This window comes from Rossellomorea sedimentorum (assembly GCF_046237645.1).
Classification (GTDB): domain Bacteria; phylum Bacillota; class Bacilli; order Bacillales; family Bacillaceae_B; genus Rossellomorea; species Rossellomorea sedimentorum.
Genome location: NZ_CP143546.1, coordinates 3918493 through 3943130, shown reverse-complemented (window position 1 = coordinate 3943130; position 24638 = coordinate 3918493). Strand labels below are relative to the sequence as shown.

At 41.7% G+C, this 24638-nt stretch carries 23 protein-coding genes, 1 pseudogene and 1 riboswitch; of the genes and pseudogenes, 20 read left to right on the top strand and 4 right to left on the bottom strand.

All coding sequences use genetic code 11. The features are described 5' to 3' along the window. The first annotated feature begins 638 nt into the window (after nt 1–638). The gene (locus V1502_RS19245) at nt 639–1613 is read left to right on the top strand and encodes a LysM peptidoglycan-binding domain-containing protein (protein ID WP_409252205.1); all 975 of its coding nucleotides are present in this window, start codon (nt 639–641) and stop codon (nt 1611–1613) included. 157 nt (nt 1614–1770) lie between these two features. Further along, nucleotides 1771–2055, top strand: a complete 285-nt coding sequence (locus V1502_RS19240; RefSeq protein WP_409252204.1) for a penicillin-binding transpeptidase domain-containing protein — start codon at nt 1771–1773, stop codon at nt 2053–2055. Between the two features lie 281 nt (nt 2056–2336). Here V1502_RS19240 and V1502_RS19235 read toward each other — a convergent pair whose 3' ends face one another. Continuing rightward, on the bottom strand, nt 2337–2639 hold the full coding sequence (locus V1502_RS19235) for a hypothetical protein (protein WP_409252203.1): 303 nt from the start codon (nt 2637–2639) through the stop codon (nt 2337–2339). A 935-nt stretch (nt 2640–3574) separates the two neighbouring features. Between V1502_RS19235 and V1502_RS19230 the strand changes: the two genes are divergently transcribed. From V1502_RS19230 to V1502_RS19200, 7 genes and pseudogenes are all read left to right on the top strand, one after another. After that, nucleotides 3575–6226, top strand: coding sequence for a carboxypeptidase-like regulatory domain-containing protein (locus V1502_RS19230; protein WP_409252202.1), 2652 nt, complete (start codon nt 3575–3577; stop codon nt 6224–6226). Between the two features lie 347 nt (nt 6227–6573). Beyond that, entirely contained in the window at nt 6574–7530 is a 957-nt protein-coding gene (locus V1502_RS19225; protein ID WP_409252201.1) for a hypothetical protein, read from the top strand. 12 nt (nt 7531–7542) lie between these two features. Next, a complete protein-coding gene (sipW, locus tag V1502_RS19220; protein ID WP_409252200.1) occupies nt 7543–8112 on the top strand; it encodes a signal peptidase I SipW in 570 nt (189 codons plus the stop codon). Nucleotides 8113–8201: 89 nt separating this feature from the next. Then, a complete protein-coding gene (locus V1502_RS19215) occupies nt 8202–8738 on the top strand; it encodes a TasA family protein (RefSeq protein ID WP_409252199.1) in 537 nt (178 codons plus the stop codon). A gap of 86 nt (nt 8739–8824) precedes the next feature. After that, nucleotides 8825–9691, top strand: a complete 867-nt coding sequence (locus V1502_RS19210) for a hypothetical protein (RefSeq protein ID WP_409252198.1) — start codon at nt 8825–8827, stop codon at nt 9689–9691. A gap of 335 nt (nt 9692–10026) precedes the next feature. Beyond that, nucleotides 10027–10194, top strand: a pseudogene (locus tag V1502_RS19205) (amidohydrolase); the annotation flags it as partial. A gap of 351 nt (nt 10195–10545) precedes the next feature. Beyond that, nucleotides 10546–10743, top strand: coding sequence for a hypothetical protein (locus V1502_RS19200; RefSeq protein WP_409252197.1), 198 nt, complete (start codon nt 10546–10548; stop codon nt 10741–10743). Between the two features lie 249 nt (nt 10744–10992). Here the strand turns inward: V1502_RS19200 and V1502_RS19195 are convergent, their stop codons facing one another. Then, nucleotides 10993–11703, bottom strand: coding sequence for a hypothetical protein (locus tag V1502_RS19195; RefSeq protein WP_409252196.1), 711 nt, complete (start codon nt 11701–11703; stop codon nt 10993–10995). Between the two features lie 243 nt (nt 11704–11946). Between V1502_RS19195 and V1502_RS19190 the strand changes: the two genes are divergently transcribed. From V1502_RS19190 to V1502_RS19140, 11 genes are all read left to right on the top strand, one after another. Beyond that, nucleotides 11947–12396 (top strand): Lrp/AsnC family transcriptional regulator, encoded by a 450-nt coding sequence (locus V1502_RS19190; RefSeq protein WP_409252195.1) that lies wholly within the window; start codon nt 11947–11949, stop codon nt 12394–12396. A 322-nt stretch (nt 12397–12718) separates the two neighbouring features. Then, nucleotides 12719–13660 (top strand): nickel ABC transporter permease, encoded by a 942-nt coding sequence (gene nikB, locus V1502_RS19185; RefSeq protein ID WP_409252194.1) that lies wholly within the window; start codon nt 12719–12721, stop codon nt 13658–13660. A 26-nt stretch (nt 13661–13686) separates the two neighbouring features. Beyond that, nucleotides 13687–14589: an ABC transporter permease gene (locus tag V1502_RS19180; RefSeq protein ID WP_409252193.1), complete on the top strand. Its 903-nt coding sequence runs from the start codon at nt 13687–13689 to the stop codon at nt 14587–14589. Nucleotides 14590–14801: 212 nt separating this feature from the next. Continuing rightward, a complete protein-coding gene (locus V1502_RS19175; protein ID WP_409252192.1) occupies nt 14802–16343 on the top strand; it encodes a glutathione ABC transporter substrate-binding protein in 1542 nt (513 codons plus the stop codon). 7 nt (nt 16344–16350) lie between these two features. Then, entirely contained in the window at nt 16351–17355 is a 1005-nt protein-coding gene (locus tag V1502_RS19170) for an ABC transporter ATP-binding protein (protein ID WP_409252191.1), read from the top strand. Continuing rightward, entirely contained in the window at nt 17324–18319 is a 996-nt protein-coding gene (locus V1502_RS19165; protein WP_409252190.1) for an ABC transporter ATP-binding protein, read from the top strand. The genes V1502_RS19170 and V1502_RS19165 overlap by 32 nt, the downstream gene beginning before the upstream one ends. An 8-nt stretch (nt 18320–18327) precedes the next feature. After that, on the top strand, nt 18328–19932 hold the full coding sequence (locus V1502_RS19160) for a gamma-glutamyltransferase family protein (RefSeq protein ID WP_409254394.1): 1605 nt from the start codon (nt 18328–18330) through the stop codon (nt 19930–19932). Between the two features lie 120 nt (nt 19933–20052). After that, entirely contained in the window at nt 20053–20616 is a 564-nt protein-coding gene (locus tag V1502_RS19155; protein WP_409252189.1) for a chromate transporter, read from the top strand. Then, nucleotides 20613–21143: a chromate transporter gene (locus tag V1502_RS19150; RefSeq protein WP_409252188.1), complete on the top strand. Its 531-nt coding sequence runs from the start codon at nt 20613–20615 to the stop codon at nt 21141–21143. Before V1502_RS19155 ends, V1502_RS19150 begins: the two co-directional genes overlap by 4 nt. 514 nt (nt 21144–21657) lie before the next feature. Continuing rightward, a riboswitch (cyclic di-GMP riboswitch) is annotated at nt 21658–21740 on the top strand. 607 nt (nt 21741–22347) lie between these two features. Further along, nucleotides 22348–22755 carry a hypothetical protein gene (locus V1502_RS19145; RefSeq protein ID WP_409252187.1) on the top strand — a complete coding sequence of 136 codons (408 nt, stop codon included), beginning with the start codon at nt 22348–22350 and terminating at the stop codon, nt 22753–22755. Nucleotides 22756–22829: 74 nt separating this feature from the next. After that, nucleotides 22830–23351 carry a type 1 glutamine amidotransferase domain-containing protein gene (locus tag V1502_RS19140; RefSeq protein ID WP_409252186.1) on the top strand — a complete coding sequence of 174 codons (522 nt, stop codon included), beginning with the start codon at nt 22830–22832 and terminating at the stop codon, nt 23349–23351. Here V1502_RS19140 and V1502_RS19135 read toward each other — a convergent pair. Both V1502_RS19135 and V1502_RS19130 read right to left on the bottom strand, forming a co-directional pair. After that, the gene (locus V1502_RS19135; RefSeq protein ID WP_409252185.1) at nt 23319–24026 is read right to left on the bottom strand and encodes a hypothetical protein; all 708 of its coding nucleotides are present in this window, start codon (nt 24024–24026) and stop codon (nt 23319–23321) included. The two genes, V1502_RS19140 and V1502_RS19135, sit on opposite strands and share 33 nt — an antisense overlap. A gap of 14 nt (nt 24027–24040) precedes the next feature. Further along, entirely contained in the window at nt 24041–24478 is a 438-nt protein-coding gene (locus V1502_RS19130; RefSeq protein ID WP_409252184.1) for a hypothetical protein, read from the bottom strand. Nucleotides 24479–24638 lie beyond the last annotated feature (160 nt).

Sequence of the window (24638 nt, the reverse complement as noted above, 5' to 3'; positions counted from 1 at the left end):
CCCGTGCAGGTAATATTTTGAGACTTGACTTTGAGTAATCATATCTAATACATTCTACCTTAGGAAAGGCCTTGATCCTAAAAAGATTCGAGATCATAACCGTAGAAACTACCTAAAGGTAGATATCAAATGAGTACTTTGTTGCTTTAAAGCACGAAAAGGGACTGTCCCTCTTAGCGCTTTAAAGTGTTAAAGCGAAGCCTGTCAAAAGAGTCCCTGCCACATATACAGCAGGGACTCTTTTAATTTGAAATTTCACCGAAACTACTGTAATATTTGTAATAATACTATCACAGTATAGTAACACTTATCTTCCTTACGTAACATTAATAACCCTTCAAAACCCCGCCAAATCAACGTTTTATAGTGTACATTTACACTTTCAACCTCTAAATAATTAGTAAAATAATCCAATAACTATAAAGTTCTGAATAATTTTATTAGATAAAATCTCTCAAACCCCAGTAGCTTCTAAGGGTCATCGGTTTAAGGACCATTCAGGGTAAAACTGGTAACTTGCTCGGAAAACATTTCCACTTAAAATCCTGTTTTTCTGCGATACAATGAATCTCGTCATCAGGTTTTCAGACAAATCTGGTAACAAAAAATCTAGCAGAGAAACAAAGGAGAAATTTTCTATGAAAAAATCAATCATTGCTTTGTCAACTGCCGCAATGTTAGCTACTGGATTCTCAACCAATACATCAGCCGCAACTTATAAAGTACAGTCAGGGGATACACTTTCCCACCTGGCCAATAAATATAATGTCACAGTCTCTGATCTTAAAAGCTGGAACAGACTGAACTCAGACCTTATCTATGTGAATCAAAATCTTGAGGTAGGCGGAGAGAAAACAGTAGCGCCTGCACAAACATCTTCTACAACATATGTAGTCAAAAGTGGGGATTACTTAGGGAAGATTGCCAGAAATCATGGGGTTTCAGTCAGCAGTCTGAAGAGCTGGAATGGATTAAGCAGCGATTTAATTTATCCAGGCCAGCGTCTTAAAGTAAATTCAAGCGGTTCATCTGCCCCTGCCCAAACAAAAACAGTGTCCTCCTCTAATGGAAGCACACACACAGTGGTATCAGGTGATACACTAAGCCATATTGCAAAAAGATACGGAACAACCGTTTCACAGATTAAAGCAAACAACGGATTAAGCAGCGATGTTATCTATGTAGGTCAAAAACTATCAATCTCTAAATCAGCTACAACAACTCCGGTTGTAACGAAAGTTTCTGGAGCGTCAAATGACAGTGTAGGCTTACTAAATGAAGCGAAGAGACACTTGGGAACACCATATGTCTGGGGTGGGTCAACTCCATCAGGGTTTGACTGCAGTGGTTTCATTTACTATGTTTACAAACAATCAGGTAAAAATGTCAGCAGAACAAACGCACTTGGTTTCTGGAATGGAGCAACTAAGGTTAGCAATCCGCAGCCTGGCGATCTTGTATTCTTCAGCAACACGTATAAGCCTGGAATCTCTCATGCAGGATTCTACATGGGTGACAACAAATTTATTCATGCCGGTAGCAGAGGAATCGAAATCACATCCTTGAGCAATCCTTATTGGAGCTCTAAGTTCACAGGCTACGGCCGCTACTAATATTTATAAACGATCTTTTACCCTTCCCCGCCAGGAAGGGTTTTTTCTATTTATTCAGTGGTTACCCCCTTTTAAACAAGGTAAACCACTTTTTTAAAATTTTTTTATGAAAATTTTAAACACCCTTTTTAAAATATAATAACCTACATAGACTAGTATGAGCGTCCTTCACCTCGCAAGCACTTATGGTGCTATCCTCAACGACGGCATCATGATACAGCCGCTTCTATTGGCTAATGCTGACAAAGAAATGTGGGAAAAGGACATGCTTTCCACAGAGAACGCGGAACTTTCGAAAGCAGGTTTGAGAAAAGGTGTAACAGAGGGGATCGCTGGAAAAGCTGCGATAGAAGGGAAAAGCAATAGCGGGAAAAACTGGGACAGCGGAAATCAAACCAAACAGGGAACGACCGGAACAGAAAACGGCTTCTTTGTCAGCTAGGACCAAAACAACCATGAATTCCTCCTCGCCATGATGGAACATGTAGAACACAGAGGTGGCAGTACACATACAATTGAGGTTACAAAGAATTTTTACCAAAACAGGGAGTAGTACACTCAATATAAGAAACAGCAGGAACGCAGAACAGGGTCATAAAGGGAAAAATAAAATAACAAAAATATGCAGAGATTTTACGACGGGGATTGGAACCCAGCCATCTATTGATAATAAAGTTATCAGGCCCTCCACTAGATATTGGAGGGCCTGGTACGTGCTTGTTTCTATGCAATTAACTCCTGACTAAGTACTGACATTCCAATGACCCTTAAGAATTGATTGATTTTTTTAAAAGCCGTAAATTTATATTCTTCAATAACCTCAAATTCTTTTAATATGGCGTACTTATTCTTTCTAAACCCTTTAGGTCCTAAAACTGGCGGGGTTGTCTGGGAGTCAGTGTGCTTATACGTGTAAATAGTCGCTTCTCCGATCTTCATTTGCGATTTTTTAAATTCAAAGTGAAACACAATCGCCAATTCTTCATCAATAAAAGATGGAATGACCTTCATTTCAATCTCACACATTTCTATTACCTCCCTAATCATTTGGTACATTTATACTACCAAATTCCTAAAAAAGAAGGATTTTGCAATATTAAGGGGATTTACGGGGAAAGAAGCCAAAATATAAAGATTTACAATGTTTTCTCCAAATTATATAACTTCAGGAATATTCCTGAAAGAATACGAAAAATAGCTTGTATATTGTATGGTGTCAGGCAGAAAGGAAGTAATTCTACTAATACACCCTCTCAAGCCTTATCTTGTGAAAGCAGGAGGACTAACTTAAGTATGGTCAATATGGTTATGTCACCCATTTAACCATATAAATATATTTTTAATTAGGTACCTGTCAATTATCGATAGTACTCATAAACCCGGTGGAAAGAAAAACACTATAATGTCTTCACTTACTCACCTACAATATTAGTTCAAGGAAGTCGTGTATACGAGAATTATTAAGGAAGCATCGGTTCTTATGGATGATACCACCCAATATGATAGTGTCAATTATTTCGTCCTTTTAATAATACCTTCCCAAAAAATTCGTCCGCTCGTTTTTAGGGTTTCCAAAAAAGTTCATTGAGCACACTTACCTCTACAATGTACCCGCCGTCCACGGAGATGAGCCGGCCCTAGACTTCATGGGCCAAACTCCTTTCATAACTTCTCTCAAAAGGCCTTTTATAACTTTAAGAACTTTACCTCTCATTTAAGGATAAGTAATGGTGGGAAAAAAGCTTTAAGTTAGATGACGTGTATGTACTGGTTTACAATTTTTTCTAAATTTATTTCGGTTTTTTGAATATTTTATAAAAACCTATGTATTCTTTATAGAGAACTCTTTGAGTTTTTTTATAACTTTATCCCGGGTTGAAAACTAAATGAGATTGAAAAGGAGGGATATGATTTGATGAAATCTTTTTCAGTTCTCGGGAGGGGAAAATAGGAGGAGTTAGATGAAAAAACTGAATAAAAAATTCTTCAGGGTATTAGCAATGCTGGGAATTATTTTTTCGTTGTGTGTACCGTCTGCAGGTTTTGCAACAGAAAAGAGTTATGAACCTGCTCAAAAGGAAATTCCCTTCCCATCCGAGAGTAGAAGTACTTTTAGTGCTTTTAGCTTTATGTCCATGCAAGAAGGAGAAATAGGTAATAATCTGGTAAGAGCTAATATAGGTAATGATGGAAGGTTTAGTGCGGGTCTAAAGGCTGTGGAAAACTCAGATTGGTACCGGATTATTTATGGTGGATACGACGGGTGGAGTGGATGGACAGGTACATCCTTTACATCATTGAAAATCGATGGTGAGGATAAGGTGTTTGGAAATTATGAGTATGGGGAATTTTTACAAGCACCAACTAATGTGAACGATCAAACAAACCAGGCAGTCTGGAAATCAGGTGATATCTCAGTTAAGCAGGTTTTAAAGTCAACAATCAACCCTGCAACCGGTATTGATGATGCAATTCAAGTCCGCTATACAATGACCAATACTGGAGAAACAGATCATGACGTCGGGCTGCGTATCATGATTGATACAATGGTTGGCAATAATGACAGTGCCCCATTTAAGGTGCCAGTTGAAAACAGTATTGAATCAATTGATTACCAGAAGCAATTTGTTGGAGATGAAGTACCGGAGTTCTGGCAGGCGTTTCAATCATTCGATAACCCTGATATCAGTTCTCAATATACCATGGGCGGAGAAAATTCAACAAAGCCCGATCGCTTTGTCATCGCGAATTGGGGATCTATTATGAGCACCATTTGGGATTATCAAGTTCCTGAAACTCAAAGCAGGACGGGGGACAGCGCGGTTGGCATGTGGTGGGAACCAGTAACTCTAGCTCCCGGGGAAACGAAAACCATTACTACTTATTATGGACGTCCTGGTGTAGGCGGGAGCCAGACATTACTATTAAGTGGAAAGCAAAAGTTAACTGCATCAGAGTGGACTTCCGGCTCCACAAATATTATTGCTTACTTAAATAACAACACAGGCAGAGAATTAAATAATGTCAATTTGAGAATTGTTCCTAGTGAAGGGATTACTCTCGTGGATAATGATGATATGCAAGTTATTGGACCGGTTGCTGAACGGGAAACAACTCAAACTGCTTGGAGGGTGCAACCTACTAGGTCTGGCACCCACTACGTAACTGTTGAAGCTTTTGAAGAAGGGATAAGTTCGCCATTCGCAACTACAGAATTTCAGATTATTGCAGATGAACCTGTTGTGCCTGCGAATGTTTCGATTGGTAATAGTCGGGGAGAGGACCGGAATGGGAACCCTATCGCAGGGAGAACCAGTCCTTTGACCATTAATGCCTCCTACCCAGATGCCACACGTGTAACTTTGAGAGCTACAGATTCTAATAGCAGTACTTATGAGGCTGAAATGACATCGGAGAATAGTGGCGATTGGACACACAGTTTTATTCCTTCACAATACGGCCTATGGGGAAGTCCTCTAGTTATACAATTAATTCCTGAATATCAGGATGGTTCTACTGGTGAACCACAAGGATTTGAGATTGTACTAATTGACCCCAGCGGGATAGTCTACAATGCAGAAAAAGCAACAATTAATCAAGACCCCGACCTCAACAGAAACGGAGAGCGCCCTTTACCGCTTGACTGGGAGTTGCCTGGGGCTACGGTAGTTCTTCAATACTACGATCCTGCACTTGAATCATGGGTAATTATGACCAATGAAGCTTACCCTGGAATGCTCTCACCCATAGAAAATCCTCAAGTAACCGGTGAGGATGGCAGATATGCGTGGGATGTTGCAGAAGGCCGTTACAGAGTAGTAGTTAGCCGTCCAGGCTTTGAAACTAAAACAAGCGAAGAAGTGAATGTCCCTCCGCCAGTATTGGATTTACATGTAGGTTTGACACCAACTGACCGTGTTGCCCCAACCGTTTCTTATGAGGGGGTAGAAAATAATAAAACTTATACGGGTCCTGTATCCATTCAGCTTCAAGCAGCGGACGATGAAGCAGGGGTTCGTACAATTTCCTATCGTGTTGATGGTGGAGAAGAAGTGAATTCAAGCGACGATAATTTTAATATTTCTGTTAATGATACTGGAAATCATACAGTTGAGGTTACAGTATTGGATCATGCAGGCAATGAGGTTAATGAAAGAATAGAGTTTTCCATCCAGGAAGAACTGCCGGAAGGGGATATTTTAACTGTTTTAAGCCAGGCTATTGAGAAAGCAAATGAAATCAACAGTAATATGAAAGAATCACTTGACGATCTTAATGCAGGCCATGCTTCTGCTGAGGTGGAAAGTGCTGTTGCCAATGCAATCTCTGTAAATGAAGAGGTTCAAGGTTTGATTACACAAGCAAAAGTTTTACTTCAAGAGCAGCCCTTGTCGTCTGCACTTCTTCCTCTATTGGAGATGCAGTTAAGAATGGCTGAAGATCAATCGGTTGTGACAGATTTAAAACTGAGAGCTGCACAGCAAAAAATAACCGACGGTCGTCCGTTAACGGAGGTCAGCAGTGATCTGAAAAGTGCCCAAAACGCGAATAAGAAGTGCAAGGCATCACTTCAATATGTAGCCAGTTATTTAGTCATGGTTTTACTACGGTAGAAAATTTAAAAGTATTGCTAGGGGACCTGTAATTATTGATAATTGCAGGTCTTTTAATGATAGAGTCAAATGTCCAGGTGTACAAAGAAAAAAATGGTAAAAAAGTAAGAAAAAAGGAGTAAAAGGCAATAAACCGGAGATTTAGTTCTATAAAAAGAACAAAGTGAGCTTTTTTAAAGGTTTTAAAAAATGATCTTATAAAATATACTAAGTCCATAAGGTTCTCAGCTGAGAACAAAATAAGCCATAAAAAGAACGTGAGTGTATATCTTAGTTCAAGGAGCTGGGAGGGATCTTTTATAAGACAGTCGAGACTTCGAAAGCTTAGAAAAAGAACAAATCCATTAATGATTTGTATACATACAATTCTCTTATGGTATACCACTGTTTTTATATCAACTTCTATGATTTCTGAAACAAATGCACTATTTAAAAGCTCAGCTTCAAATTCCAATGAACTCAAAGCTCAATGGGCTGAAGTATGGGATAAAAGTTCACTGACATTCTGGAACAGTGAAGTCGCCAAAAAGTATAAAGAAACACAGGGTATAAAGAAAAACGATAAGCACTTTGGTTTTTCTTGCGAAGAAGGGTTCTACAGTGACATTTACAATGATGGCAGTACGATGGCGGGAACCTCACTATACATGCTCAGATTTAATACAACTGAGCAAGGGGATCCCAACCCAAACAGGCGCGGTCAAATTGTACATGAGAATAAGCTGCCTATCTTAAGAAGCGAGGAACTTATCCGCCTGACTTATAAAACGGATCTCAAATCCATGAGGCCCGGCATTTATAAATTCACTGCATTGCAAAGACCTCAACATCCTGGAGGCGTTAACCTGAAGAGTGTTGAATACCCAGAACGCATTGAAATATGGGCTGAGGAAGCAATATCTGTTACACCAGAGCAAATTAACGCCTGCAGCAAGCCTGATTTATCAAAGAAGTCTGTCGAGGATAAAGCTGCTGTTGACAAAACAACAACTGAAGAAAAGCCGGCAGCGGAGGATTCAACTAAACAGAAAAAACAAGAGCAGAATGAAAAAGCTCCTCTTCCATCAAATGAAATAGAATCATCAAAACCAGTGACCGAAAATAAAGCAACCCAGGAATCAGTGACAACAGTAGCACCGGAAAAAGAAGTCTCAACTGATGACCAACCCAAACTAACATCAGAAGGATCAACAGACAATGTAGAAGAATCACAATCAAAAGAAAGCACAAATGATCAAAATAAAGGTTCATCCACTGAAGAAGAAATGCAAAAAGAAAATAAAGACAAGGCAAATTCAAATTAGGTGGTGTAAAAATTGAAAGCTAAAACGTTATTCAAATGGACCAGCAGAATTGTTTATACAGTATTTATCATCATCATGCTGCTTGCCTTATATTCAGTCCTATCCTCCCGAATGTCTGGTGGGGAGCCTGAAATATTCGGTTACCAAGTAAAATCAGTATTGTCCGGTTCCATGGAGCCTTCAATAAAAACAGGATCAATCATTGCTATTAAGAAGACAGAAGATCCTGCCAATTATGAAGTGGGTGATGTCTTAACATTTAAATCCTTAGATGATCCCAATACTCTAATCACTCATAGAGTTGTAGAAATAAAGACAATTGATTCCCAAATCCATTATGTCACTAAAGGTGATAACAACGATGCTAATGATAGTAACCCAATCCCATCTAGCAATGTTGTTGGAAAGTATGTAGGGTTTACAGTTCCGTTTGTCGGAAAAGCATTCAGCTTTTATTACACCGATGCAGGAAAGATAGTCTTTTTAATTCTCCCCGGCATCATGCTAATGAGCTGGGCGGCTATTACGGCCTGGAGAGCAATAGCTTCTATTGAAGAAAAAGAGGAAACAAAAACCACTTAATTCGTTTGAGATCCCTATTGGAATACATACATATTTTTTCAAAAGGGTTTCAATATAAAAAATATTAAAAATTCGAGGAGGAAACAAGCATGGGTCTTAAAAAACGTTTAGGGGCAGCAGCACTAGCTACAGGTATCGGAGCAGCAGCAATTGGTGGAGGTACTTTTGCATTATTTGGAGCACAAGCAAGTAACACTGGAAACACTTTTACGGCGGGTACAGTAAGCGTAGAAGACTTAACTGGAAATGGGAATGTGTTTTCTAGTAGTTCAATTGTAGCGAATTTAGCACCTGGAGATGCGGAAACAGGTACTATTACCGTTAAAAACAATGGTAACCTAGAGGCTTGGGTAGCTATTGATTCAGTATTAGGAAATGGTAATACAGTTCATAATGATGGTACAGGGGACTTATTTGATGGTCCTACACCTGTAACCCTAAACTTTGATTCTACTGCTGTAAAATTGGCACCAGGCGCTCAGACAACATTCAATGTATCATATTCGTTCCCACTTGGAGCAAACAATGAATACCAAGGTGCAGATGGAGAAGTTAAAGTTAATGTTAAAGCCGTTCAAGCTAGAAATAATACAAATTTAGCTGGTGATGGTCCTTCAGCTTGGTAATATAAAAAAATCTTCTTTAAGGGTGGTGTTCATACACCATCCTTTTTTTAAAATAACAAGAAATTTATATAAAAGGAGTACTAGATATGAAAAAAAGATCTAAAGCTACCCTTATAACATTATCTGGTCTTTTAACGACTTCTCTAGTTATAGGCGGAGGAACATTTGCCCTTTTTAAAGGGGAAGCCACAAACTCTGCAAATGCAGTTACGGCTGGTGAGTTAAAAATCACAGCAAAACGTGATGATGTTCCAAATGTGGGTCCCATGTTTTACACAGAGAATAGTGTAGGCAATTATGGAGCTATGGCAACCGGGAAATGGGCTCCTGGCGACAAGCATACCCGCGGGCTTTTCCTGGAAAATAGTGGTTCGTTAAAAGCTAGATTGCAAACTTTAAAGGCTACTCCTGCAGCTGCCAATGGTACGCCGGTCACATCAGGACAGCAGTATGATGATGATATGTTGTTTGCTAAACAAGCAAACGTTAAGATTTGGAATATTAAAAGGTATGATCCATCAAATGCGTTACTTGCTCCAATAACTGTTATGGATGCTACAGAAATGGATATGTTGATGGAAGTCGTTAACACAGGTTATCAACTTGCACTTAATCACTTCAATATCACGGACTTTGAGAACCAAGTAGAGTATGCGGCATTCGTAAACTATGTAAATCAATATTTATTAGATGAATTGAATAGAAGAGGAGAAAATGGAGGAAATCTATACCAAGTTGATAAGTTATACAACAAGAAGCTATCAGTCCTTGTGAACAATCAGTTCGATGCAAGTTCTTTAGGATTAGAAATCGAACCTAATGAGGCAATTTTATTAGGGTTTACAGTTCAAATGAAAAAGGATCCCGGACTGGGAATCGACCGCAACTCTATGCAAGGAAAGTCAGTTTATTTTAACTTTGGAACTGACTGGGTTCAAACGAGAAATAACTAAGGGATAGATGCTGACATGAAGTTAGGTTAAATATAACCGCTTTGAGTCAGCTCTTTTGTATTTAACAGGATATATTAAAAGAAGAAATAAAAACAACTCATTCATTTCTATAAGTAAGGCGCATAAATAAAAAGGACCTAATTTCATTTTAAATATAGTTTAGTGAATTTTATATATTTAGTAACTTAATATATAAGTATTAATCGTAGTGTTTTCATAAAGTTAAATTTGTATCGTTAAAAATAGAGGGTTTGTGCAGACAGTTTCTAACAACACTTATTTATAGGTGTTTGCGAAGCGATTTTACAGAAAAAACCAACACACCTTGATAAGGTGTTCTGTCTGAAACTGGCAGGAAGGTCGTCGAATACGGAACACCAGCCGAAGAAATACGGGGAGGAAAGGTAACGATGGCAGAAGAGGGAATTTTGGATGAACTTGAGTCCCACCATATGGTTTATCCTTTCCACAGATTTGTCAAGAGTGGTACATCACTCGCAATGTAGGCCATTGAATTTGAGCTTTCTGGAAGTCCAATCATGCCGTTGATGTATATGTCGTTATAGTTAAATTCATAGAAGGAGTGCTTCATCGTTGCTCCTGTTGCAGTTCAGCTTCTTTAGCCCAACTCTTTACTTTTCAATAATTCATTTACATAAGCCCTGTAGGTTCTACGGACATATAATTGGGCAACAGCATAGTCAGGAGTAGCAAACTTACCTCTTTTCGTGGATGCGTGCATTCGGCAGGGTTTTACCTCTGTAAACAGGTCTTTTTGCATTAACCTTTATTAGAATAATTCACTGCCAAAAGGTAACTCTAATCACATACTCAAAAATTAAGGAGGCAACCTTATGTCAGAAAAGAACACAAACCGAAAATCAAAATTGGACCAGCAGGCAGTCGTGAAAGCCCAAAATAAGGCCGATCAATTCAAAGGTATGGACACAGAATTTTCCCTCGATGAGGATGTCCAAAAAGCGGTGGCGAAAAGCCAGCAATATCAGGCTCTGCATCAGCAGCCGACTTATGAACCGAATAAACCTCTTTAATATAGCTGTATTCGTATAGATTGTTGCAATCAGAAAAACCAGGGCCAGATTTTTCCCTCAGGTACAAGTGCTTATCTAACTGCACACGGTGAATAGCTATTTTTTCTTGTTTACCGGGATAATTTCTATGAAATATAGCTATATCCCTTAAACCTAATAGTAAATAGCAACAAAGTTTTACAACAGAGCCTTAATATAAAACCGGTACCTTTAGCTCAGGTACCGGCTTAGTATTATCTCAATCTATTTTTATCCCCAATTAACCAGGACAGTGTTTTCTTCCTTCACGATATGGTAACCAGACCCATCGGGGAAATCCACTTGTACTTTCGCACCCGTTTCTGCAACCAGCTCGATGTTACGGGCGATTCTTTTTTCCTCAGAAAAATTATGATAGTCTGTGAAAAAATCCTTTAATATTGATATATCTTCAACCCCTGCGCTGACTGTCCCTACGGAAAAAAACAATAACGGCTCTCCCTCTTTGAAAATTGCAAAGCAATCGGAATTCTCAATGGCGAAGGGCTTGGCGCCATGCTTATGAGCAAATGCAGTTAGGTCTTTAAACTTTTCTATACTAGAGATATCAACATATTCTGTGTTTCCAAACTGGATTTTTTCCTGTGGAGGCGTTTCTTGATCTTTGGAAGAATTTTCGTTATTTGTTGTATTTTCATCTTCGGATTCAGTATCAATTGATGAAGTGTTTTTACTTTCCTCAGCGGCTGAGCCATCTGTGCTACTATCCGTATCGCTGTTCTCCTCGGTATCGGTTTCCTGCCCATCCTCTGTTGTTTCTTCCTCTTCATTGTTATGGGAGGTTTCCTCAACTTGAGATTCCTTAGTATTCTCATTACTATCTGTGGCGGTTACCGTACTCTTCGTCCCTTGATAATGAAATGCGCCGACTGCCAAAAACAAAACCGTGAAAAAGACAACAAGTGAAAATTTCTTCTTCATCCTTCTCCTCCTCAACCTTAAAAAGTTTCTTACTAATTAGACGACTTAGACAACAAATGGTTTCAAAATTATTACATTTTAGTTACAATCAGGTAATAATACCTAAAAGATTCAATGAATAATGAGGAGAGGGAAAGGCTCAGAGATTGGTTTAAAAAAAGAGCCCTGCGTCTGCCCTTCACAAACCAAAGATCATTAGTATAATGGAGATATGATTAAATCGGAAATGTGGTGCTTGGGCTTATGAAGATTGATGATATTGATCGTAAAATCCTGCAGATCCTGACAGAAAACGGCAGGACGTCCTATGTGGATATCGGGAAAGAGCTTGGCTTGTCGCGCGTGTCTGTCAGGGAGCGGGTGAATCAGCTGATAGACGGAGGAGTGATTGAGCGGTTCAGTGTGGTGATCAATTCTGAAAAGGTCGGGAAAAGTGTGTCAGCATTCTTCGAAGTGGACTGCGAACCCGCTTATCTGGTTGAAGTCGCTGAAAAGCTGGTCGACCTTCCGGCTGTTGCGAGCTGTTATCAAATGACAGGTCCGAGTACACTGCATATGCACGTGCTGGTCGAGGATTTCTCAGCATTGGAGAACTTTGTTAACAAGGAACTCTATGCCTTGGAAGGCATCACGAGAGTGGAAAGCCATATTTTATTGCGCAGGTTCAAGAGCCGGAATGGATTAAAATTATAAGATTTGCTTACATAACGTAACCTGGACGAAAAAAGACTTAGTCATGTTGTTCGCTGACATGACTAAGTCTTTTTTATTTCCTCATTAAAATCCCCCTCTTACCCTAATGCATTACGCATGAAACTAGTTCTATAAAAATAAAATAAACTTTTTTGCAAAAACACTAGAAATATTCTGAATAATACTTTATAATCGTCCCTAACATTAAAATATTCCGTTTGTAAGTCTAAAAACATATTTAAGTTAACAAACGGAACTTAATTGCAGAAAGCGACTACTAAAATGATGAAGCGCTTTCATGGTAAGGGGGAGGGTGAACCAAATGATAGCACTCATTTCACGCAGGATTATTCAACTGATCTTATTATTATTCGGAATTTCGTTTCTGGTCTTTGGCAGTATGCACCTTGCACCAGGGGACCCGGCCACCATTATCGGAGGACCGACAGCGAGTGATTCTGATATCGCGGCAATACGTGACAGCCTCGGGTTGAATGATCCATTTCTTGTCCAGTATTGGGATTACTTAAAAAATATCCTTCAAGGGGACTTCGGCTACTCGTATCAAACTAAGCAGTCGGTGGCAGAAGCGATAGCCATTCGCTTTCCGAACACGCTGAATCTGGCAATCGCCAGCATGATCGTGGCAGTGGTCATCGGAGTCATTGCCGGAATTATTTCCGCACTTAAGCAAAACTCCTGGCTGGATGTCACGAGCACAGTGTTTGCGCTGGGAGGAATCTCTATTCCAAACTTCTGGCTCGGAACCATCCTCATTCTCGTATTTGCGGTTAACCTTCAAATCTTACCAGTTGGAGGCTTGAGTGCTCCGTTCTGGACAGTAGAAGGAATGAAGCAGCTGATCCTGCCAGCCATCACACTCGGAACCGGTTCGGCAGCGATGATCGCCAGGATGAGCCGTTCATCCATGCTCGAAGTTATCAGGGCGGACTACATACGGACAGCAAGATCGAAAGGTGTAAAAGAAAAAACAGTGATTTGGATTCACGCATTGAAGAATTCTATGATACCGGTCATCACTGTTATCGGCCTCAACTTCGGCTTCCTTTTAGGAGGAACAATCATTACGGAGCAGGTTTTCGCGATTAACGGAGTCGGCAGGCTGATGATTGATGCCATTGCGGCAAGGGACTTCCCGATGGTGCAGGGCTCGGTGCTTCTGGTCGCAACATTATTCGTTTTAGTCAACCTGATTGTCGATATCGTTTACGTCTTTATTGATCCAAGAATCAGCTACGATTAAGCCATATAGGGAAGGAGGAACCTATCATGTCAGCAGAAGCAGTATTTAATGAAGAAATCCAGCCGGAATCGAAGCCGAAGAAGGAAAAGTTTCTGGTAACTACTTTTAAGCGTTTGATTAAAAACAAGTTGGCTGTCATTGGCTTGGTGATCATTGCCCTTCAGCTGGTTCTGGCCATTGCAGCACCGGTGATTGCAACACATGATCCCTTAGAACAAAACCTGCCAGCCTCTGAATTGCCGGCCTTCTCAGAAGGTCACTGGCTCGGAACAGATAACTATGGAAGAGATATATGGAGCCGGATTGTATACGGAGCAAGAATTTCCTTATCGGTCGGCCTGCTGGCTGTGAGCCTCGGGTTAATCGGCGGAGTCGCCTTGGGGTTAATCTCAGGTTATTACCGCCGCTTAGACGGCATCATTATGAGAATAGTAGACTTACTGTTTGCTTTTCCAGGCATCCTGCTTGCGATGCTCATTATCGCCATCCTGGGAACGAGCCTGGTGAATGTCGCCATCGCGATCAGTATCTGGTCGATTCCATCCTGTGCAAGGATTGTCCGCGGTTCGGTCCTTACTGTAAAAAAGCAGGAATACATCCAGGCGATGCGCTCACTCGGGGCAAGTGATTTCAGAATCCTTGTGAAGCACATCCTGCCAAACTGTATGGCACCGATTATCGTTTTTGCCACGATGAGGATGGCAACCGCCATTCTTTCAACTTCAGCTTTAAGTTTCCTTGGATTGGGGGCGCAGCCGCCGACTCCTGAATGGGGCGCGATGATAGCCCAGGGGCAGAACTTTATGTGGACATCACCACATATGACAATCGTTCCGGGAGTCGCCATCATGCTGATTGTCTTTGCTTTTAATGTAGTTGGAGATGGATTAAGGGATGCACTGGATCCGAGTATGAATCTAAATCAATAATTATTTCTTGATGATGCAGTTCTTAAGAGATTGTTGTCGGTTGATTTTCGCTACAGGTGGGCGACCCCGAGGGGCTAGGCGCTGGAACTGGACGTCCCGCTAATCCCGCAGGAGATCTCCCACCTTCCGCTGCAATCAACTTTGCAATTATCTTATTCAAATAGCAGCAATGCTTATCAAAATAGTACTTAGAAAATAGGGGGAAAACACAAATGAAAAAATGGTTGGCAGTTCTACTAATGGCAATGCTTGCTTTTGCAGCAGGCTGTTCCAGCAATGCAGGAAGTTCAAGCGAGGGAAGCACAAGTGGAGGAGAAAGCGTACCACAGGAGTTAACGTATGCATCCACTTCTGATATCGTCGGTCTTTCACCAATCGGAACAAACGATTCTGTTTCGTCCCGCGTGATCGAGCAAATCTATGAAACACTTTTTACCAGAAACCCGGAAACAATGGAAGTAGAGCCAAAATTGGCAGAATCCTATGAAACACCAGATGAGAACACATGGGTCATCAAGCTGAAAGAAGATATCCAGTTTACAGATGGAACGCCTTTCAATGCAGAAGCTGTAAAATACACATTCGATAAATTCCGCGATCCTGAAACAGCAGCACCTCGTGCATCTTTACTAGAGCCGGTATCGGAAGTCAATGTCCTTGATGAGTACACAGTTGAAATCAAAACAGAAAAGCCATATGGTGCGATGCTTGCGGCATTATCACACACAAATGCATCAATCGTAAGTCCTGAAGCAGACAAATCTCAAGACTTAATGAAGGAACCAGTTGGAACGGGTCCATTCAAATTCGTCAGCTGGACGCAGGGTGATCAAGTTGTTTTAGAGAAAAATGCTGACTACTGGCAGGGTGAACCGAAGCTTGAAACGGTAACATTCAAAGTGGTACCGGAAGTCAATACAGCGATCTCCATGCTGCAAACAGGCGATGTTCAGTTCATTGATGGTGTTCCGGCAGAACAGCTGAAGCGTGTAGAATCTCTTAAGAACGTAGAAATGAAGAAGAATGAAGGAACGCCAATGTACTACATGGGCTTCAATATGACAAAAGAGCCGATGAGTAACCCTGAATTCCGTCAGGCAGCCGCCTATGCCCTTGACCGCGAAGCATATGTCAACAAGTTGAACGGCCTTGGTGTACAAGGAAACAGCGTCATCGGACCTAAAGTATTTGGTTATGACGAAACAGCAGATGAAGAAGGTTACAGCCACGATCTAGAGAAAGCGAAGGAACTTGTTGAGAAAAATGGATTTGGAGATCAGGAACTGACAATGCTTGTTGCCAATACGGACGCTTACATGATGATGGCAGAAATTGCTCAATCACAGCTGACGCAGGCAGGCTTTAATGTAAAAATCGAATCAATGGAGTGGGGTACATTCCTTGATACGACAAAAGAAGGAAAATTCGATATCACGTTCTTAGGCTGGTCTAACTCAACAGCAGACGGAAGTGAACTGCTGTACCCGAACTACCATAGCGACAATATCGGAGCTTCCAACCGTACTGGTTACTCCAATCCTGAGTTTGATAAATTAGTCGATGAGTCAAGACAGAATGTCGACCAGGAAGTACGTCAACAAAAACTGGATGAAGCGAACAAGATTCTTGTCAAAGATGCCCCGGTTATCATCATGCACCACGGTGTTGTGACAGCGGCTTATGATAAATCCGTTAAAGGACTTCAAGTAGACCCGACAGGACAATGGTCACTATACAACGTTTCAAGAGAGTAGGGATACAATGTCTAACGAATTACTATCTGTAACGAATTTAAAAACTGCTTTCCGTACGGCTGATGGGGAACTATCAGCTGTACGGGGCATCTCTTTTTCAGTGGATAAAGGAGAAACCCTCTGTATCGTCGGGGAATCCGGCTGCGGAAAAAGTATCACCTCACTATCGGTGATGGGGCTGCTTCCAAGCAACGGCTATATTAAAGATGGTTCGATTGATTTTGACGGCCGCGATTTAACCAAGTTGAAACCTGATGAACTGCGAAAAGTCCGCGGAAAAGAGATCTCGATGATTTTTCAGGAGCCGATGACCGCATTGAACCCTGTACTGACAATCGGCTATCAATTGCGCGAACCACTCATGCTTCATAAAAAGATTTCCAAAAGAGAAGCACATAAACAAGGAATCGAACTACTAAATCAGGTCGGCATTCCTTATCCGGAGAAACGAATGAATCAATATTCTCATGAGCTGAGCGGCGGGATGAGACAGCGTGTCATGATTGCCATCGCACTGGCTTGCCGCCCGCAATTATTGATTGCCGATGAACCAACAACTGCGTTAGATGTAACGATTCAGGCACAGATCCTTGACTTGATTCAGGATCTCAAGGATGACCTCAACATGGGCGTCATCATGGTTACCCATGATATGGGCGTTGTAGCAGAGGTTGCTGACAAGGTAATGGTCATGTATGCAGGGGAAAAAGTTGAAGAAGGCGATGTCGAGAGCATTTTTAACAGCCCTCAGCATCCGTATACGCAAGGACTTCTCCGCTCTGTACCTGATGTCGATGATCCGTCCTTTGAATTAGAAGCAATTCCGGGATCACTGCCAAACTTGAATGAAAAAATTTCCGGATGCCGTTTTCATCCGCGTTGTCCATTCGCAATGGACTGCTGTAAGACAGATTCACCACAAGAATATGAAGTGAATGGATCACACCGCGTAAAATGCTGGCTTCAGGAGGTGCAAGAGGATGGAAGTGCTCGAGAAAAAATCGCTACTTAAACTGGATGGCGTGCAGAAATACTTTCCTATTAAAGGAGGTTTCCTGAAACGTGTCCAGGGGCATGTCAAAGCTGTGGAAGATGTCAGCTTGGAGGTTTATGAAGGAGAAAGCATCGGGGTCGTTGGTGAATCCGGATGCGGAAAGTCAACGCTGGGCCGCACCATTCTCGGCCTCGAAGACATCACCAACGGCAAAGTTTTTTATAAAAACAACGAAATTCAAGGCCTTAGCGGGAGGAAACGAAAAGAACTGACAAAAGAAATGCAGATGATTTTCCAGGATCCATATGCAAGCTTGAATCCGAGACAGCGGATCGGTAATGCGCTGGAAGAAGTGTTCGTCATGCATACCAATCTTTCAAGCAATGAACGCAGGCAGAAAGTCTACGACCTATTAAAAGAAGTCGGGCTTAAAGAAGAACATTATGACCGCTATCCTCATGAGTTCAGCGGCGGACAGCGCCAGCGGATCGGGATTGCCCGTGCGATTGCCTTGAATCCTTCTGTTATTATATGTGACGAGGCGGTCTCCGCATTGGACGTTTCCGTTCAAGCGCAGGTGTTGAAGCTTCTGAAGAACCTGCAGGGAAAATACGGTTTGACTTACCTGTTCATTTCGCATGACCTGGGGGTTGTCAGGTATTTCTGCGACCGTGTCCTTGTCATGTACCTTGGAAACACCTTTGAGCTGGCTTCATCTGAACGCCTTTACTCAAACCCGCTTCACCCTTATACAAGAGCACTGCTTTCTTCGATTCCGCGGCCGAAAGTCGGAGCCAGGAAAGACCGCATCCGGTTGACAGGAGAAATCCCGAATCCGGCAAACCCTCCTTCAGGCTGCCCATTCCATACCCGTTGTCCACTTGCGACAGACATTTGCAAACAGGCAAAACCGGAGTGGAGGGAGATCGAGAAAGACCACTTTGTGGCATGTCATCATGTTGAACAGGAGGTTGTGAATTAATGAAGAACATGGATTTTTTATACCACCCGTATGCATCACAGCGAAACACGGTTTTTTCAAAAAAAGGAATGGTCGCGACATCTCAGCCATTGGCGGCACAGGCAGGACTTGAGATTTTGCAGCGCGGCGGCAATGCGATTGATGCCGCAATCGCAACGGCGGCTGCCTTGACGGTTGTCGAACCGACTTCAAATGGAATCGGCGGCGACGCATTTGCGCTGGTATGGGTGAAGGATAAGCTGCACGGCTTGAATGCCAGTGGACCTTCGCCTAAATCGATTTCCATCGAGAAAGTAAAAGAAAAAGGCCATGAAAAAATGCCGGTCCACGGGGTCATCCCGGTAACCGTTCCGGGTGTCCCGTCTGCATGGGCGGAACTGTCTGAGAAATTCGGGAAGCTTTCATTGAAAGAAACGCTGGAACCTGCCATACGTTTGGCGGAGGAAGGCTATCCGCTCACACCTATTCTCGGTAAGTATTGGTCACTTGCTTATAAAAAATTCAAAGAAATTTTAACCGGTGAGGAGTTCAAAGCGTGGTTCGAGACGTTCGCTCCTGATGGGAGGGCACCTCAAATCGGTGAAGTATGGTCATCACCAGGGCATGCTTCGACATTGAAATCCATCGCTGAAACGAACGGGGAAAGTTTTTACAGAGGGGAACTTGCTGAAAAGATCGGCTCTTTCATGGAGGAGCATGGCGGATTTTTATCAGCGGACGACCTGAAGGATTACCGTGCCGAGTGGGTCGATCCAATCAAAACGAATTACAGAGGCTATGACGTTTGGGAAATCCCGCCGAATGGGCAGGGATTAGTCGCGTTAATGGCCTTGAATATTGCGAAAGGCTTCGAGTTCCAGGAAAAAGACGCAGTCGATACATACCACAAACATATCGAATCAATGAAGCTGGCCTTCACGGACGGAAAAGCATTCATTACGGAGCAGGATGATATGCCTTTACCGGTAGAAGAGCTTTTATCCGAAAGATACGCTGAGGCACGCCGTGAATTGATCGGTGACGAAGCCATCACACCGGAACCATACGATATCCCTAAAGGGGGGACAGTGTATCTGGCAGCAGCTGATGATGAAGGGAATATGATTTCATACATTCAAAGTAATTATATGGGCTTTGGTTCCGGAGTCGTCATCCCGGGCACAGGCATCGGCCTGCAAAACCGCGGGCATGATTTTTCTTTGGACGCGGAACACCCGAATGCCTTGAAGCCTGGTAAAAAGACATACCATACAATCATTCCTGGATTCCTTACGAAAGGCGATAAAGCTGTCGGACCGTTCGGCGTCATGGGCGGTTACATGCAGCCGCAGGGCCACTTCCAGGTAATCAGCAACACGATTGATTTTCATTTAAACCCACAGTCAGCTCTTGATGCGCCAAGATGGCAGTGGATCGAAGGGAAAAAGGTTCTTGTTGAGCCGAATTTTCCGACACATATTGCGCAGGCACTGGCAAGAAAAGGACATGAAATTCAGACAGCGACAGACGAGGGAATGTTTGGCAGAGGCCAGATCATTTGGAGAGATGAGAAGACGGGTGTACTCATGGGAGGTGCAGAGTCGAGAACAGACGGAGCCATTGCGGCTTGGTAAGAATCATGTCCGGACATCAGGCAGGGGGAAGTTGGGTAAACTAATCCTGCCTTCTTCAATGCTTGATGTCATGCTCTTTTTAATGGGGAGCATATCCAACAACAAGAGGGTGATAAAACCTTGAAACAACTTCAATTATTTTTAGCTTTCTTTCGGGTGGGAATCCTGGGATATGGCGGCGGGCCGTCATCGATTCCCCTCGTTCATAAAGAAGTCGTGGAGAAATACAAATGGATGGACGATGATGATTTTTCCGATGTTCTTGCACTAGGAAATGCCATGCCGGGACCGATTGCCACAAAAATGGCTGGGTATATCGGCTGGAGAGTCGGAGGGCTTATCGGTATGATCAATGCGGTACTGGCTACCATCATTCCGACAATTATTCTCATGATCCTGCTTCTGAATGTCCTGAATGCCTATAAAGACAAAGCGTGGGTACAGGGGATGGCCAATGCCGTCGTTCCGGTGGTCGGCGTGATGCTGGGAGTCCTCACCTGGGATTTTATTATGAAATCCAAAGGCGCACTGGGCTGGTCCGTGACGATCGGGATTGTGATCGGAAGTCTGATCATCATCGAAATACTGGGCATTCATCCGGCAATTGTGATTGGCGGCCTGCTCGTATACGCCTTGGTCGCAAAAAAGAAACCCGTACCTGAAAGAGAGGTGAAAGCCTCATGATCTATTGGGAAATCTTTTTAGCCTTTTTCATTCCTGGAATTCTTGGGTATGGAGGCGGTCCCGCTTCAATTCCGCTTGTTGAAAACGAAGTCGTCGACCGCTATGGCTGGCTGACCGTCAATGAATTCAGTGAAGTCCTGGCATTAGCAAACGGACTTCCGGGACCGATCGCCACAAAAATGGCCGGTTATATCGGATATGAGCAGGGAGGAATCCTCGGAAGCATCGTTGGGGTATTTGCGACCGTCGCTCCATCATTGATTCTAATGATCGTCCTCTTGAGCCTGCTCATGAAATTCAAAAGCTCACCGAGAGTCAAGAAAATGACCAATCTTGTCAAACCCACCATCGCCGTTTTACTGGGCGTCATGACGTGGGGATTCATCTCCAGTTCTTACGAAGGGATTGGCTGGATTCAGACCATCATTTTAGCGACAGCAGCTTTTGTGCTGCTGGAGAAACTAAAGGTTCATCCGGTTTACGTAATTGGTGGAGCACTGGTTTATGGTGCGGTGTTTTTGGCATAAAAGCATAAAGAAAGGATACCCAATGCTGTTGGGTATCCTTTTTCCTTTATATTCAAAAATCATAATAAATTAGCAATCGTTTTTTTTATAAGATAATAGGTTGGGAACAGAATCCCCTTACTCATCATCAATTTTAAAATAAACACCTCAATAAAGTGTGTCAAAGGAATAGTCCTTATAAACCTCCCATATTATAAGTAGTTTAACCTCTGTTAAATCAATTTCAGCAAAAAAATCCGATCGGATATTGTCTAAAAAAGGTGTCGAAGAGTTTCTTTTTAAGAACATAGACAGTTTTTTTGTTCGTTATATAATACATATAAGTAAAGTATTGGAAAATATTCAAATAAGGAGGAAGTGCCATGCCTGTATACTATATGAGAGAGATTCCCACTCCACTAAAAGGACTTGGAATAAAATTTTTTAAGAGCGATGAAAAACGAATTTATGTAAAAATTCTTAAAATGCCAAGGCGGCGCTTGTTCGGGTAGATGTTAAATACATTAATAACTTTGTGCGATAAAGGCAAAACCATCGAAAGGTGGTGACGCAGAACTATAGGGGCTTACGTTTTTACGGTGCTCGCCAGCTGCCGCACAATCCTTTTCCAACTTATAAAACTCCTCATTTTCTTACCACATGTCAAAAGTTAATACCTCATTATAAAATTTGAAATGCTATTAAAGACCTATTCTATTATAATGCTGCTTAAACCTTCACTCTATAGAAACCAGGTAATAATACTCCCAAGTTGAGAGCTAAATCTCCAAATTCCCATTGGTTAAACTTTTTACAGGTTAATTAATTAAAACATAACTATATGTTACGGCAAATACATATAGACGGTTGCAACGGACAATTATGAGGAGACTCACTTTTTTATCAAGCATAACGATAAGTGAACATTTTCAATCAATATACCCTCCTTACTTAATAATAAAATTTATAGAAAAGACAGGAAAAAATCTTTCGCTATAGTATATGGTTAATCTCAGAACTTCATTTCCCACCTTAGGTTATATGATTGTCGAATTTTCTCTAATAGTTTTCGCTTTTTGCTTCTGATCGATAAAGATTATAATAGAAAGACAAAGGAGGTGTCCCTATTAATAAAATTCAAAGTACTCCACTGCCTTCCCCTTTCCCCTAAAGATTGACTCCGTTTAAATATTAAAAATCCACTAAAGAAAGGAAGAAATGAATTTTGCCCAAAGCCTACCTCGTCAACACAAACAAATCCCAAAATCCCCGCAATGAAGCGGAAATGCTCCATGAACAGAAAGTCGCTGCCTATTACTCTCCTTGGAAATACCTCATTAACCATATTGAAGCCAATGACATGGTGTACCTCTACAGCAATGGAAATGGAATTATCGCGCGCGGAATCGGTTCCGGCATTATCGAAAAGGCCGGAGAGGAAGATTTAGAACACTATATGCCGCTTCTGCAGTTTGAAAGACTGGAAGAACCGCTGCCGCCATCTGGTATCCTGCAGCTGGCACAAGCAGTTACCGATGAGAACTATAAGATCAAGTGGAATCAGACGTTGATCCACTTGCAGGGGTTTATCGGGGAAGAAATCTGGCGGTATATTACGAAAAATCATCTTTAGCAGCCAGGGAAATTTGCATTCTGCTTTTAGGTATCAGAAAATAAAGGGAGAATGGTAATAGGAGGTCGTGTCGATTGAAACTGAAAGATAAGAAAGTCCTTCAGCTTGTGAGCGATGACTTTGAAGACTTGGAACTGTGGTATCCTGTACTGCGCCTGAAAGAAGAAGGGGCGACGGTGCATCTTGCCGGTGAGGAAAAAGGGCATCAATACAAGGGTAAGTATGGTGTGCCCGCTGTTTCGGATGTATCCTTTAAAGAGGTCAATCCTGATGACTACGATGCTTTGTTGGTGCCGGGCGGATGGTCTCCAGATAAATTAAGAAGGTACGAAGAGGTGCTTTCGATTGTCCGGAAAATGAATGAAGACAACAAGCCGATCGGCCAGATCTGTCACGCAGGCTGGGTGTTGATTTCGGCAAAAATCCTTGAAGGCAAGAAAGTGACAAGCACTCCGGGAATCAAAGATGATATGGAGAATGCCGGTGCCACTTGGGTTGACGAGCCTTCCCTCATTGACGGAAATATCATCTCCAGCAGAAGGCCGCCGGATTTGCCGGATTATTTAAGAGATTTCATTAGTGTGATGGAAAAATAAGTTGTGAAAAAGACGAGTCCGCTTTAATGGACTCGTCTTTTTCACCTTACTTTTTGATAGTCTTTGAATATCGGTCTCTGCATGAAATAACCTTTTATTTATTGCCTCGGAACTGGAGTCTATTTTGGTATGAAACGTTTTTAAAAGGGCGATGACGTCTTCATTTTGATTGGTTTCAATTCGTTTGACGATTTCTTTGATTTCATCTTGCCCGGTTTCCAGATTAGACAGCCGTCTGTCAATAGTATTGAATTTACTTTCCTGTTTGGCAAAGGCTTTGTCGTGTTTATCAAATCGTGAATCCTGATGATCAAATCTGGAGGAAAGTTTTTTATCATTTTCCTCGAATTTGGATGTGAACTTCTTATCTTGTTCGTCGAATTTGGTGATGAATTTGTGTTCTTGTTCGTCGAATTTGGTGATGAATTTGTGTTCTTGTTCGTCGAATTTGGTGATGAATTTGTGTTCTTGTTCATCGAATTTGGTGATGAATTTGTGTTCTTGTTCATCGAATTTGGCGGTGAATTTTTGTTCTTGCTCATCCAATTTGGCAGTGAATTTCTTTTCTTGCTCATCAAACCGCTTGTCGATAACATTAAATCGTTCGTCAACTTTCTCTATCCTTTCATCAATTGATTCCAGTTTAGAGAGTATCTGATTTAATTTTTCCTCCATCTGTTTCACCTCTTTTATATTGGGTAGTCTTTACCTGCATTAACACCAAACTCAAAAATTTTGTAGGCTGTAAGGGTAAAACATTCAACAGCGCTTTCTTCAAACTGGTGTGAGGCGTCAAATGACATGGAATCCAGCCGTTCCTTGACTTCCTTGGAAATGTCTTCTTTAAGATAAATATCCAGAGTATTGGTTTTGGAGTAAAGGGAAAAAAGAAATCCGTCCAGAAAAAGATTCAATCCATAGTCTTCAATGAAACGGTAATGGAAAGGGGATTCAAATAAGGGCTCAAGGTTTTTGATTTGTTTTTCAAAATGGGCGAGCTCATATAATACTTCCAGTATATCGGGGATTCGCTCGCTATAAAAGAAGAGAATATCTTCTTTTATCTTTTCCCTGTTTTGGGAAAAATCATCATTTAAAAGGTTGTGTTTTTTGACCGAAGAGTTCAAATGGGGACCTCCAAAGTATTTTATTTTTTACAAGGACAATGTGGAAGGGAATGAGGGGCAGGTAGGATAATTTTACATTTATAACCTCCTTTCACTCATTTTAGCATTTATTTACAATAAAAAAAGGAAAATTTTCCGAAAAATCATTCTATTTTTTGGT